Below are 12,643 nucleotides of genomic sequence, written 5' to 3' on the forward strand. Positions count from 1 at the left end.
CTAGACTCACCTGACGTGAGCCTTTCGATCGGGATCGTCGGACTGCCCAACGTCGGCAAGTCCACGCTGTTCAACGCCCTGACCAAGAACGACGCGCTGGCCGCGAACTATCCGTTCGCCACCATCGAGCCGAACGTGGGCGTCGTCGGCGTGCCCGACCCCAGGCTCGGCAAGCTCGCCGAGATCTTCGGCTCCGCCAAGATCCTCCCGGCGACGATCGAGTTCGTCGACATCGCCGGCATCGTCAAGGGCGCCTCCGAGGGGCAGGGGCTCGGTAACAAGTTCCTGGCCAACATCCGCGACACCGACGCGATCTGCCAGGTCATCCGGGCCTTCAACGACCCCGACGTCACCCACGTCGACGGTGACACCGACCCGCTGCGCGACATCGAGACGATCAACACCGAGCTGATCCTCGCCGACCTCCAGACCATCGAGCGGGCCCTGCCCCGGCTGGAGAAGGAGGTCAAGCTCAAGAAGGACAAGGACGCCCCGGCCGTCCTGGAAGCCGTCAAGGCCGCCGAGGCCAAGCTGAACGAGGGCGTCACCGTCTTCGCCGCGGGCCTCGACCGCGCCCTCCTGCGCGAGCTCCACCTCCTGACGGCCAAGCCCTTCCTGTACGTCTTCAACCTCGACGACGACGAACTCGGCGACGACGCCCTCAAGGCCAAGCTCCGCGACATGGTCGCCCCCGCCGAAGCGATCTTCCTCAGCGCCAAGATCGAGTCCGAGCTCATAGAACTCCCCGACGACGAGGCCCTCGAACTCCTCCAGTCCATGGGCCAGGAAGAGTCCGGCCTGGCCCAGCTCGTCCGCGTCGGCTTCGACACCCTGGGCCTCCAGACCTACCTCACGGCGGGCCCCAAAGAGGCCCGAGCCTGGACCATCAAGAAGGGCGCCACCGCCCCCGAAGCCGCCGGCGTCATCCACTCCGACTTCCAACGCGGCTTCATCAAGGCCGAAATCGTCTCCTTCGCCGACCTCGTCGCCGAAGGCTCCATCCCCGCCGCCCGCTCCGCCGGCAAAGCCCGCATGGAAGGCAAGGACTACACCATGCAAGACGGCGACGTAGTCGAATTCCGCTTCAACGTCTAGCGGTCGAACCGGACGCTTATAGCACCGCACGTCGCTAAGCGCAAAGCCCCAGCTCACAGCCCATGCGGCCCGGACACTCTTCGGAGTTGTCCGGGCCGTTTCGGTGTCTTTCGGGATGCCGTGCTGACTTGGTGCTGACCCGCCGGACGGCCCTCGGCGGCAATGAACGGTCGCGTGCGGCCCGCCGGATGCATCGCAACAAACCGCAACACCCTTGACGATCAACCGGCCCCAACAAGAGCCTGAAGGGGCGCAACAGGCTGCAACACTGAGACGGGAGCACGTCATGCGGATTACCTTGATCGGCAAGGACCCTGAGTCGAACCCGACCGGTTCGCCGACCATCTATCGGACGGACCGGGGGTCGTGGCTCGTGCAGGGTTGGGAGGTCACGGATGCCGACATCCTCGCCATGCTCAACATCCCCGAGGGCGAATCGGTCGTGGAGATCCCGGACCGGATGATCCAGTTCTTCAGGGCGTTCTTCGAGGAGGAGGCACGTGCGGCAGGTCGAGTCTGAGGAGTTCGAACGGCTGCTCACCGACTTCGAGCGGGAAGCCGTCCATCTGGAGACCCGAGACGCGTACGGGACGGCCGTGGAACTGCCGCACATGGCGAAGTGGGCGGCAGGCGAACCAGATGACCTGTCGTGGCTTCAGGGGTGGTGTGAGACGTTGCGGGAGCATGGGCGCGCCGGACGCTCTGTGCGGCGCGCTCGGATCGTCTCAGAGCCGCTCAGCGACTATCAGCGGTGGTCGCACAGCATCGCTCATCCGATGGTGGACGCGGGGGAAGACATCCGGTGGGTTCCCCGCCGTCTTGTGTCGGGTGTCGGCATCCCCGGCAACGACTTCTACCTCTTCGATGACCGCACGGCGGTCTTCCTCCACTACGCCGGAAGTGGTCTGTCCGTCGGCATGACGGCAACGGAAGACCCCCGAGCCATCGGCCTTTGCCGCACCGCCTTTGAGGCCGTCTGGGGCTTGGCCACCCCGCACCGTGACTACCGTCCCGTCTAGCTCGGCGAAGCAGGCGCGCGTTGCCCTCGGCGCGCGCCTGCGTGAGCTGCGCAAGGAAGCGGAGCTGTCCGGGCGAGAGTTGGCACGCCTGGTCGGCTTCCACTACTCGAAGGTGAGCAGGCTGGAGACCGGTTCGCAGTCCCCGACGGATCGGGACATCCGAGCCTGGTGTGTGGCTTGCGGGGCCGGAGATCAGGCACCGGACATCATCGCCACAGCCCGCGCGGTCGAATCGGCCTATGTCGAGTTCCGGCGGCAGACACGGGCGGGCATGAAACGGCTCATGACGTCCGCTGTTCCGCTCTACGAGCGGACCCAGCACTTCAGGATCTACGAGCACAACGTGATCCCCGGTCTCTTCCAGACTGCCGAGTACGCAAGCGCGATGCTGTCGTTCTGGATCGACTTCCTGGAGACGCCCAACGATTTGGAACAGGCGTTGCACGCGCGAATGGAGCGCCAGAAAGTCATCTACCAGGGTGGGAAGCGCTTCGCTGTACTGCTCGAAGAACAGGCCCTCCGGACGTGGTTCGGCACGGCGGAGGTGCAAGCCGGACAACTCGACCGGATGCTAGCCGTCATGGGCCTGCCCAGTGTCTCTCTCGGCATCATCCCGATGATGAGCGAACGAACCGCTGTCGGCTCGGCAGGCTTCTGGATCTTCGATGACTCCCTCGTCTGCCTGGAAACCCCGACCGCCTCAATCGAAGTGACGCGCCCTCAGGAGATCCGCCAATACGCCCGGATGTTCGACGTGCTGAAGACCTCTGCCGTCTACGGACGGGACGCCCGAGCGCTGATCACGAAGGCTCTCGACGAGCTTTAGCGCAACAACTCGCAACACGATGGACCGTGTCTATTTCGCGCTTTTAGCGTGCCCGTATGCGTGATGAGGAGCCGAGAGAGGCCACCGAACAGGAAGCGCCGACAGCACCGGTAGCCGAAAGGCTCGGGCGGGTTGTGACGGCAAGGCAACTGCTGAATCTGGCCGCAAGGGCTGGGGCCGTCGGGGAGCTGGAAGCGCTCGGCGGCTCGGCCGTTCGGGTTCGCCCGGTGAGCGATGTAGAGCTGTACGCGGACGGCTTTACCGTCGATCCAGCGAAACCTGCCCCCTTGGAGTATCAGGGCCCGCTTGAGAAGCCTCCGGCGGCTGTTGTTACCGGGGAGGTGGGGCGCATCGTCGGCGAACTGCTCGATATCGCGGACCAAGTCCGAATCTGCCCGCAATGCCCGACGGCAATCGGCGGGTTGTGCTTCGAACACTTCGGGACCGTTCGGGGCATCCTGCCGCCGGAGGTGAAGGGGTGAGCCTCTCTGATCAGCTCTGGAGTCTGGTTCTTCATCTCGTTGCCGGGGGCGGTGCGTGCGTTCTGGTCGGTCTGTTTGCCGGGCACATGGGCGCGTTGCGTGTCGTTCTGGGATGGGTTCGAGTGGCCCGCCGTTCCGTCTTCGGGGAACGTGGCTAGTGCGCTGGTACGTGGGCGGGGAGAGGCCCCCGCGTATCGAGCGCCCCACCGATGGCGTGGTCACCGATCCGGGCATGGCGCTCATGCTCATCCTCGACAGCATCCCGACAGCGCGTGACATCTGGGAAGGGCGAACAGAGCAGGCGAACGCACCGCTCACGCCGGATGAGGTGGAGCAGTTGAACGACTACATCGACCGTCGCGGCGGCATCGCCGCCGACATGAGAAGGAGACGTGCATGATAGTCCCTCCGGAGAACGCGCCGCCGCCGGAATTGCAGCGGTTCGGGGGCCTCGGATGCCGATTCGGTTCGGGCAGGAAGGCGCAGGGCCGCCCCGGCGGACCGCCCTGCGCCGACTGTGGCGGACAAGACCTATGAGCGGGTGTCGGTTTTGGAAGGCCGGGTGGGGCAGAACGGCGTCTTGTTGGGGGAGATCGCTGAGCGTTTGGCCCGTTTGGAAGCCATGTTGACGACGCCTGCGGTCCACGGTCCGGCTGTGAATCACAACGACCCCGCACACGTGATTGGGCTTGGCTGCCCCGCGAGTTGCATCACTCCGAAGTTCACCAACACACGCGTCCGGAACATTCTTGAGCAGGACCGAGAGCTTCGGCTGTCTCCGATATCGTCCGGGCCGTCCAAAGCTCGGCTCTCCTGACGGGAGCGGGTGGTTCTGGCCGAAACTGGGGTGCGGTCTCGCAGAAGGAAGCCGTCGAAGTGCTATGCGAATATCTGCTGCTCTCCGGCTCGGCCGAGAATTGACGTGAATGGCTAGCCGGCAAGTCATTGCATAGAAATGCAGAAAGCCCCGCACCGGATAGGTACGGGGCTTTAGTAAAGTTAAGTGGCCTTAACTACCTGGACCGATTCGGCTTCGGCGACCGAGGCACCGGCAACGCGCATGGTCAGCCTGAAGCCAACCTGATCAGAATCAAACCTGGCATCCTCTGAGATCCTAACCTGCGCATTCTTGCGAATTCCGACATTGATCCGAGAGCCATCGGCGACGATAGCGGTCTTGGCCGGAATGAAGCTGGTCGGAAGGATCGGCAGGCCCCAAGCGGTCGTCTTGGGGCTGTCGGTCGGGCTACCAGCCTGATACGTGCCAGTCCCGGAAGCCTTCTCCTTGCGCAGAGCGGCCGCAACGTCAGGGGCCGCCCAGATGACCGAGGGCACACCGTTCACCGCCTCAATCCGCGCCACAGCGTCCGCGAGGTCATCGAACGTGATGACCGTGGAACCGGCCGAAAGAGTGGTGGTGATGCCCTGGCCAAGAATGCCCTTGATCGGGTTGGTTCCAGAACCAGTGAAAGCGTCCTTATCGAACTTGAGGGAGGCGTCACGGAACATGTTGTCTCCGATGACGCGCCGCATGTCGATAGCGGAGTCCTCCAGAACTTCATTCGAAGCCCACTGGATCTCTCCAATTTTCTTAGGCTCGAACTTCACCGATCCCCAAACCATGTCCCCGGTCGGAATGGTCTGCCCCTCGGCGACATAATCGCCACCGGACGTACCGATCAGCTGGGGGACCTCGAAAAGGGCGGTTTCGAACGGGATCACGTTCGCGCCGGGAATGCCTCGGAGGAAGGTGGAACGCTGCTTGAGCGCGTCAATGTAGTGGCCCGCCATCGAAGACGGGACGGTGTAGCCACCGTCAGAGGGGACCCCTTCGGAGACCATCCGGTATTCGGTCAGGGACGGGATAAGTCCGCGCCACTCCCCGATGGGGCCGGGTTGTCCCTGCCGGGCAGAGCGCTGGAGTTCGGCCAGTTTAGCCCCATACACGGGGGCTTCAGCCTCACCCTTTGCGCGCTCGAAAGCACCCTGGGCCTGCTCGGACAGGTCGCGAATGTCCTCGGCGAGTTCGTAAACTCGCTTCACCGCCGACTCACTAGAAATATCGCGGTTCGCCGCAACGGACCAGAGTTCCGAGGAAAGGGTATCGCGCTGATTGAGGGCGGCGATTCCCTGCTGGGTATACATGCTGTCGCCAAACTTCTTGAATGCGTCCATCATCGCACGGGCGCCATCCTCGGCGGAAAGAGCGGTGTTGAGAACGTCCCGTCCTTCCGGGAGTCGAGGCTGAACGGCATTCACCAGGTCTAGGGTCCGCTTAGTCATACCCTTGGGTGCGCCGCTGATGACAGCAGCAATTTCTTTCTCGTTAAGGCCACGGTTACCATCAGCCTTGGCAGCATCGAAGATCTGTCGGATTTCAGGCTTCACTGACTTCTCCTAGCTAGGCGGCCTTAGCCGCTTTATCGTAGTTAAAATGGTCGCCAGCCTGGGTGAGTCGGCGCATTTCTGCGCGTGCTACGTAGGCCAAGCGCTGGCGGTTTACCCTTGCCGTCATGCGGCATTCATCACCGCAGTACTTCGGGGGTGCCCCCGGGCCGTAACTGTGGGGGAAGTTGCCCCCGCAGGTCCAGCAGGTCAGGTAGACGTGCATGGTTCTCCCTCTTCATCCACCCACTAAAGACCGGTTAGAGACCGGAATCCGTACCAGCTACCGCACTGGTTTTCGGTGCGGGTTGTGTCCCACCAGTTCGGGCTAACCTGCGCGCATTCAAGCGTGGATAAAGGCGCGGGTGTCGAAAAGAGGTCTCTCGAAGTTTCAGACCCGCCCTCCCCCTGCCGGGGGTCCGGGGCATGGGCCGTAGGCCGTCAGTGTCTTAGCGGCCGATACTGGGCCGCATGGATAGGGAATCGCGGCGTTGACGCCGCTCGCCTCCACAGGTGGATAGGCACGCCGGATAGGCGGGCCGCAACGGTCGATTAGCCCCATGGCCCATGTCGGCCCGAGGGGCTCTGAGAGCTTCCCTAAGGCCCGCTGGGATGGCGGGCCGTCTACTTGAGTGCGCTTGGAAGGCGCACGCCTGTAGGGGGTTGTCGGCGGCCGACACGGGGCCGCTTAAGCGGTAGCTAGCTATGAGATGCGCCCGGGCCAAGGGCGCATCTCCTTAAGGCGTAGCCGCTCCCTCGGCGGCTACGATTCCTGAGTCTCTTAAGGTAGAGCCCCGCTCGGCGGGGGTTCTCATCTGCCTTCGTCGGTGCTGCCCGGATGGGCAGTGCCTATGGGGTGCGAGAGTCCGCCGGTAGGGCGGAGCTCTCTGGCTCCCTCGGTCGTTCGGTGGAGGCAAGCCGTCCCAACGGAGGACGGCTCTTATCTAATCTAATTAATATGCGATCCTTGTGGGATCGCTAATGAGATTGTGTACGCCTGTGCGTACTACCCATATACGTCGGCGCGTACATCCCGGTACGCGTAGACGTACGCCCAAGGTCGCATGTCGGCCGGGGCCGAAGCCTCTTAGGGCTTTCCGGTGTAGGACCTATAAGCGGCCCGTGCGAGCTCGAATGGTAGGTCGGCCCAAGGCCACCCCTCGGGGCCATGGCCGCTGAGAAACCATGTCTTCTGTTCAAGGTTGAGCTCAACCTCTTCGAGGGGAATCACCGGAGCGGGCTCACCCGATGGCGGCATTTGAGACACCCTCTGCCGCTCTGCCGGACCGGGGACTTCCCAGGCATCGGATGCATCGTGTTCGGGGCTGAGGAGAGCTTTCACGGCCTTCTGGGCGTCGGCAGGTCGCCGATTCGCCCTGACGGCCTCCAAGATGTCCTCCGGCGCGGTCAGTTCGTAGATGACCACGCCCGCTGCCGTCCTGTTGCCCGTGTCGCGAAGGTAGCCGAGTTCGATGAGCTTGTTCTTGTGGGGGTGGACACTGTTCGGGCGGCGGAAGCCGATGCCCTCGGCGATCGTGGACAGCGAGGGGAAAACACCTGATCCGGTCTTGTAGTCCCCGAATCGCGCGAACGCGTCGGCGACCAGAAGGGTCGCATTGACGATCCGTGGATCATTGAAGGTGCAGCTTTTCCACGTGTCGTGATCGACGCGAATCGGGTCTCTCACGCGGCAGGCTGGATTTCGTACCACTCGTCAAGCTCGGAGCGGCGGATACGCAACTGTCCGCCGAGCTTGCGGAACGGGATGCCCTGCGCCCGCCAATGGTCGTACAGCCACGACCGTTTCAACGCGAAGTAGTCGGCGACCTCAGGAATCCCCATCAGGGGATCGGCCGTGGAACCATCTCTGTTGCGGTTCAAATGTTCCCCCTGTGGTGGTGGCGCGTGTTGCCTACGCGCCTATTCGGTCATGAAGTGTGGTCTTCTGTGTCGGCCTTCCCGTTTGGTCCGACACGTTGAAAAGTAGGGCAGCGGATGTTGTCGCGGCAAGGCGAGAGGCATTCCTTGCCGCAGTGGCCTAAGTCACCCCCCTCGTCTTTGCCCGTTTAAACGCCGAAAGTCGCCACGGCGCGGCACCGGGGGGTGTTGGTTTCTTGATCCGGGTTCTTACTCTTAGCGTCCGGAAAACCGGCGTCCGGTACACCGAATGCCGGAATCCCGGCATTCGGTGCGACCAGGGCCGTAGTGACACCGACACGCGGCGGCCACCTGGTGTCGTGTGTGCTAGGGTCTCGGCTCATGGAAGAGATCACGCAGGCCGACGCCACGGCGTACGGCCTTGAACTACCCGACGGGTGGACGCTGTGGAAGCGCGTCCCGATGGGCTCTGACCTGGTCGAATGGCTGCTCATCGGCGTCTACACGGTTCTCGGGTGGCGGGTCGAAATCGTCGCCGACCTGAGCGCCCCCTACACGGGGCCGAGTGCCGTCAACGTGACCCCCGGCGATGGGGACGCCGAGTCGGACGGCGTCACCCTTGACGTCTTGCGGGCCGTCCCGTTGGGCGACGCCCGAAAGGTTCTGTCGGAATGGTCGGCTAGAGTCATCGCGGCAGTCACGCCCGAACGGGGCCCGCTGCCCCTTCCCGAAAGCGTCACGACGCCCCACGACTACGCGGTAGTTGCCGCCGCGTACGTGGCTCTCGTCAACGCCGGGGAACGTCGGCCCATTCACAGGATGGCCGAATCCTCCGGGGCATCACGCAACACGATCAGCGCCCGTGTCCGGCGCGCCCGTGACCGGCAATACATCGTTCAGACCGGAACCGGGGCGAAGCTGCGCGCTGAACTGTCCGCCCGGGCAATCGAAATCCTCAACGAACAGGAGAAGTGAGTGGCTAGCGTCCTGAAGAAGTGCGAGTGCCCCGAGCCGAAGTTCAAGTGCGGGCACCCGTGGACCGTCCGCTACCGCGAGCCCGGCGGTAGGGCGGCCTCGCAGAGGGAGAAGTCGTTCCGGTTGAAGAAGGAGGCCGACTTCTTCGCGAACAAGGTCGAGAGCGACAAGAACGCCGGGGTCTTCATCGACCCGGAGCGGGGCAAGATCCCGGTGAAGGTGTGGGCCTACACGTGGTTGGACGGGCACGCGGTCGCCGAGCAGACCCGGCGGAACTACGTCGGGTTCATCGAGAACCACCTGATTCCGCAGATGGGCCGGAAGACGATCGCGGCCGTCACGGCCACGGACGTCCGCACTCTTCAGCGGAAGATGCGGGATGGCGGCCTTGCGGCCTCGACCGTGAACGACCGGATCAACATCCTCCGCACGATGTTGAACTTCGCTGCCAAGGACAAGCGGATTGCGGAGAGCCCGTGCGCTGTGGTCAAGCCTCTCAAGGCGACCACTGCGGCCGTGGACGAGGACAAGATCCCCACCCTTGCCGAGGTCAACGCGATCCGCGCGGCGATCTCTCCGCAGTACCGGTTGACGATTGACTTGATGGCGGGCGCTGGGCTCCGCATCAGCGAAGCCTTGGCGTTCGCGGATGACAGCCGTCGGGATGGGTTCCTTCGCATCAAGCGGCAGGTGAGTTCGAAGTCCACCGCCGGTAGCAGCAAGACCCGGTTCGCCCCGTTGAAGCACCGTGTCGAAGGGGAGTACCGGGACGTCCCGACCGCCCTGTTCTTGGACGAGGAGATCGACGCCCACCTTGAAGAGTGGGGGACGAAGGAAGTGGACGGCCTGAACGTCTTCTTCTCCCCGCGTGAGCGCGGCAAGGGGTTGATGCCTACGGCGACGTCGTACGGCTACCACTTCAGGAAGGCTGTGGAGAAGGCTGGGCTTGAGGGCAAGGGGTACACCCCTCACAGCCTCCGGCACTTCTTCGCCTCGACGGCGCTGGGCAACGGTGTGCCGATCCTCGAAGTGTCCCGGTGGCTGGGGCACCGGTCGATCAAGACGACTGCCGACATCTACGGGCACCTCACCCCCGAGGCCCCCGACCGCTTCCGGAAGATCATGCAGGGCGTGTTCCGCCCCGCCCCCGCGCTGACCCTCGCGGCCTGACGGCTGCGCGTGCTGACTTTGTGCTGACGTGCTGACTATGAACAGCTTGAAAACCGGTTCTGACCAGGGAAGGAGCAAAACTGTTGGATGTTCCGCTTCAACGTCTAACAGCTGAACCAACCGCTGCCGAACACGCAGGTCAGAAGGGGTCGAGCCCACCCGGGCTCGACCCCTTCGTCGCACCCGTGCTGGATCGGTGCTGGGTGAGCGTCCCCCGGAACACTCCTCGCGGACCGCGATCGCCCCATCGAGCCGGGACGCGCTCGACACCCCACCACACAAGGCTCGCCCCCTCAGCTGTTCCGTCCACGTGAGTGCGTCGCCAAAGCGACACCCTCCTTCCTCGCAGTCCCGAAGGGACTGCGAGGGCGGTCTCGGGGTACTCGGGTTCTCCGCAGTCCCGAAGGGACTGCGGAGAACCCAGGGGTGTGCGGGGACGTAGTCGGTTTCTCGCGGGTCCGGAGGGGCGGGGAGCTTCGAGAGTGGGCGGGGCGTGGTCGTCTTTCCCGCAGTCCCTAAGGGACTGCGGGTGGGGTTAGGGGGTTGTGGCGGTCAGGGGAGGTTGGCGGAGGGTGGAGCGGGTGATGAGGAGGGGGGTGGCGAGGGCCACGGTGAGGGTGAGGAAGACGGTGAGGGCGGGGATCGTGGGGGAGAAGTCGGGGAGCCAGCTGTCGGTGCGGGCGTAGGAGTAGGGGAGGACGGTAGCGGCGGCGGCGAGCAGGCCGAGGAGGGTTCCGGCGAGGGCGAGGGCTGAGGATTCGAGGGCGACCATGGCCAGGATCTGGCCGGGGGTGGCCCCGGCGAGGCGGAGCTGGGCGAACTCGCGGCGGCGGGCCGCGGTGGAGGTGGCGAGGGTGTTGACGAGCAGAATGCACAGGAAGGCGGCGACCATGCCGGTGATGACGTAGTTCAGCGTCCTGACGAGTTCCGTGCCCTCCTCGGGCAGCATGCCCTGCGACGCGGTCGCGTCGACCTCCTGGAGGGCGAGGGTGCCGACGGCCATGCCGAGGAACAGCACCACGGGCGCGAGCGCCGAGGACAGGTGTCCTGTGCGCGCCCGTAGGTTGCCGCGCGCCAGCGTCGCCGCCGCGCCCGAGCCGGGCACGCGCAGGCCGCGCACGAGCACCGGGGCGAAGCAGGCGAGCGCGACGGCCGCCAGGATGTCGATGTAGCCCGCGAGCGCCTGCGCCTCGAGCCCGAGGTCGGGCCCGACCACGACAGTCAGCGCGAACAGCACGGCGGCTCCGGCGAGCAGGAGCACGCCGCACACCGCGCGGCGGGCCGTGAGCCGTGCCGTGGGGGCCGCGGCCTCCGTCATGGACTCCACGACACGTACGCGGGCCGCCCTGCGCGCGGCGATGAACGCGGCGCCCGCGGCCGACAGGACGGTGATGCCGAAGCCCTGCCCGAGCGCGGTGGCCCCGAAGACATGCGTCACGTCCGGCGTCACCTGTCCGCTGTCCTGGACGAGGCCGAGCACGGTCCGTCCCCCGAAGACGCCGACGGGGATCGCCAGCGCGGCCGCGACGACCGCGAGGAGCAGCACCTCGGCGAGGATCATCCGGGTGAGCTGGCGCGGCGTCGCCCCCGCGCTCTTCAACAGCGCGACCTCACGGGCCCGCTGCCGGATCCCAAGGGTCGTCGTCGTGACGGCGGCGAAGCCGACGAGCAGAAGGCTCCACCCGCCGACGACCCCGCCCATGATCGTGAGCGTCTCGGCGCTCGCCGCGTCGAGACCCGGCGTGAGGCCGGTGTCGAGCAGCGAGCCGAACGACATGACGAGCGCGGCCCCGAGGAACAGCGCGAGGAACACCGCGACGAACGCGGCGGTGCGATGGCGCAGTGAGGAAAGGGCGAGACGGACCATCACTCGCTCACCGCCCGTCCCGCGCGCGCGACGTCGTCGCCGAGCCTGGTGAGCCGCTCCGCGACGGCGTCAGGCGTCGGGTCTGCCATGCGGCCGACGATCGCGCCGTCGGCGAGGAACACCACCGAGTCGGCGTAGGCGGCCGCCACAGGGTCGTGCGTCACCATGACGACGGTCCGCCCGTAAACGCGCACGGCCTGCTGGAGGAGGTTCAGCACCTCGCGCGCGCCGCGCGTGTCGAGCGCGCCGGTGGGCTCGTCGGCGAAGACGACGGACGGCTCGGTCACCAGCGCGCGGGCGATGGCCGTGCGCTGCTGCTGGCCGCCGGACAGAGCGGGCGGACGGTGGCCGATCCTGTCGCCGAGTCCGACTTTGGTGAGGATGTCCCTCGCCCGCGCCTCGTCGGGGCGTTTCCCGGCAAGGCGCAGTGGGAGCGTCACGTTGTCCAGGACGGTCAGTGACGGCAGCAGATTGAACTGCTGGAAGACGAAGCCGATGTGCTCGCGGCGGAACACGGTGAGCTCGGTCTCGTCGCCCGTCATCTCCCGGCCCGCGACGAACACGCGCCCCGCCGTCGGACTGTCGAGTCCCGCCGCGCACTGGAGAAGCGTGGACTTCCCCGATCCGGACGGGCCCATGACGGCCGTGAACGTCCCGGAGGGGAGGGTCAGTGAGACGTCGGAGAGGGCGACGACGCCGGTCGCCGCGTCGCCGTGTACCTTGCGCAGCCCTTCGAGCCGCAGGATGTCCTGAGTCATGACGGCAGCGTCGTCGCCGCCGCTGACCGTGCGCTGACGGCGGGCTGACCGTGGTCCTTCGGGGTCGGTCAGCCCGCCGTGCTCGGCGACCCTCCGGGGTGGAGAAGGGCCGTCGCGGGAAGGGGGCCTTCGTGGAGCGGGGACTCCTTGGGACGCGACACTAGGGCGTCGGTTCGCGTTTACCAACA

At 65.6% G+C, this 12,643-nt stretch carries 13 protein-coding genes; 8 read left to right on the forward strand and 5 right to left on the reverse strand.

Annotated elements, in window-relative coordinates; genetic code table 11:
- Positions 1-15 precede the first annotated feature (15 nt).
- The 6 genes from ychF to R9X44_RS02445 all read left to right on the forward strand — a co-directional run bounded on the left by ychF (position 16) and on the right by R9X44_RS02445 (position 3,822).
- Positions 16-1,095 (forward strand): redox-regulated ATPase YchF, encoded by a 1,080-nt coding sequence (gene ychF, locus R9X44_RS02420; protein WP_319812261.1) that lies wholly within the window; start codon positions 16-18, stop codon positions 1,093-1,095.
- A gap of 286 nt (positions 1,096-1,381) precedes the next feature.
- Complete coding sequence (locus tag R9X44_RS02425; protein WP_319812262.1) at positions 1,382-1,615, forward strand: hypothetical protein; 234 nt, start codon at positions 1,382-1,384, stop codon at positions 1,613-1,615.
- Positions 1,596-2,114 (forward strand): DUF6879 family protein, encoded by a 519-nt coding sequence (locus R9X44_RS02430; RefSeq protein WP_319812263.1) that lies wholly within the window; start codon positions 1,596-1,598, stop codon positions 2,112-2,114. Before R9X44_RS02425 ends, R9X44_RS02430 begins: the two co-directional genes overlap by 20 nt.
- On the forward strand, positions 2,095-2,940 hold the full coding sequence (locus R9X44_RS02435) for a helix-turn-helix transcriptional regulator (protein ID WP_319812264.1): 846 nt from the start codon (positions 2,095-2,097) through the stop codon (positions 2,938-2,940). Before R9X44_RS02430 ends, R9X44_RS02435 begins: the two co-directional genes overlap by 20 nt.
- Positions 2,941-2,996: 56 nt before the next feature.
- Positions 2,997-3,422 carry a hypothetical protein gene (locus tag R9X44_RS02440; RefSeq protein WP_319812265.1) on the forward strand — a complete coding sequence of 142 codons (426 nt, stop codon included), beginning with the start codon at positions 2,997-2,999 and terminating at the stop codon, positions 3,420-3,422.
- 232 nt (positions 3,423-3,654) lie between these two features.
- Positions 3,655-3,822: a hypothetical protein gene (locus tag R9X44_RS02445; protein WP_319812266.1), complete on the forward strand. Its 168-nt coding sequence runs from the start codon at positions 3,655-3,657 to the stop codon at positions 3,820-3,822.
- Between the two features lie 599 nt (positions 3,823-4,421).
- On the opposite strand, the gene R9X44_RS02450 is transcribed toward R9X44_RS02445, so the two are convergent.
- The 3 genes from R9X44_RS02450 to R9X44_RS02460 all read right to left on the reverse strand — a co-directional run bounded on the left by R9X44_RS02450 (position 4,422) and on the right by R9X44_RS02460 (position 7,649).
- Positions 4,422-5,810: a phage major capsid protein gene (locus R9X44_RS02450; protein ID WP_319812267.1), complete on the reverse strand. Its 1,389-nt coding sequence runs from the start codon at positions 5,808-5,810 to the stop codon at positions 4,422-4,424.
- Positions 5,811-6,894: 1,084 nt separating this feature from the next.
- Positions 6,895-7,494 (reverse strand): hypothetical protein, encoded by a 600-nt coding sequence (locus R9X44_RS02455; RefSeq protein WP_319812268.1) that lies wholly within the window; start codon positions 7,492-7,494, stop codon positions 6,895-6,897.
- Positions 7,491-7,649, reverse strand: coding sequence for a helix-turn-helix domain-containing protein (locus R9X44_RS02460; protein ID WP_319812269.1), 159 nt, complete (start codon positions 7,647-7,649; stop codon positions 7,491-7,493). The genes R9X44_RS02455 and R9X44_RS02460 overlap by 4 nt, the downstream gene beginning before the upstream one ends.
- Before the next feature lie 417 nt (positions 7,650-8,066).
- On the opposite strand from R9X44_RS02460, the gene R9X44_RS02465 reads away from it, so the two are divergent.
- Together R9X44_RS02465 and R9X44_RS02470 are read left to right on the forward strand one after the other, a co-directional pair.
- A complete protein-coding gene (locus R9X44_RS02465) occupies positions 8,067-8,660 on the forward strand; it encodes a hypothetical protein (RefSeq protein WP_319812270.1) in 594 nt (197 codons plus the stop codon).
- On the forward strand, positions 8,661-9,830 hold the full coding sequence (locus tag R9X44_RS02470) for a tyrosine-type recombinase/integrase (RefSeq protein ID WP_319812271.1): 1,170 nt from the start codon (positions 8,661-8,663) through the stop codon (positions 9,828-9,830).
- 535 nt (positions 9,831-10,365) lie between these two features.
- Here R9X44_RS02470 and R9X44_RS02475 read toward each other — a convergent pair.
- Positions 10,366-11,697 carry an FtsX-like permease family protein gene (locus tag R9X44_RS02475; RefSeq protein WP_319812272.1) on the reverse strand — a complete coding sequence of 444 codons (1,332 nt, stop codon included), beginning with the start codon at positions 11,695-11,697 and terminating at the stop codon, positions 10,366-10,368.
- Positions 11,697-12,455, reverse strand: coding sequence for an ABC transporter ATP-binding protein (locus R9X44_RS02480; protein ID WP_319812273.1), 759 nt, complete (start codon positions 12,453-12,455; stop codon positions 11,697-11,699). Before R9X44_RS02480 ends, R9X44_RS02475 begins: the two co-directional genes overlap by 1 nt.
- Positions 12,456-12,643 lie beyond the last annotated feature (188 nt).

Origin of the sequence: Actinocorallia sp. A-T 12471 (assembly GCF_033875155.1) — a bacterium.
Lineage (GTDB): Bacteria > Actinomycetota > Actinomycetes > Streptosporangiales > Streptosporangiaceae > Actinocorallia.

Coding starts and splice junctions, on each gene's coding strand:
- R9X44_RS02425 (WP_319812262.1), top strand. CDS start 1,382: ATGCGGATTACCTTGATCGGCAAGGACCCTGAGTCGAACCCGACCGGT.
- R9X44_RS02440 (WP_319812265.1), top strand. CDS start 2,997: ATGCGTGATGAGGAGCCGAGAGAGGCCACCGAACAGGAAGCGCCGACA.
- R9X44_RS02445 (WP_319812266.1), top strand. CDS start 3,655: ATGGCGCTCATGCTCATCCTCGACAGCATCCCGACAGCGCGTGACATC.
- R9X44_RS02460 (WP_319812269.1), bottom strand. CDS start 7,649: ATGGGGATTCCTGAGGTCGCCGACTACTTCGCGTTGAAACGGTCGTGG.
- R9X44_RS02465 (WP_319812270.1), top strand. CDS start 8,067: ATGGAAGAGATCACGCAGGCCGACGCCACGGCGTACGGCCTTGAACTA.
- R9X44_RS02475 (WP_319812272.1), bottom strand. CDS start 11,697: ATGGTCCGTCTCGCCCTTTCCTCACTGCGCCATCGCACCGCCGCGTTC.
- R9X44_RS02480 (WP_319812273.1), bottom strand. CDS start 12,455: ATGACTCAGGACATCCTGCGGCTCGAAGGGCTGCGCAAGGTACACGGC.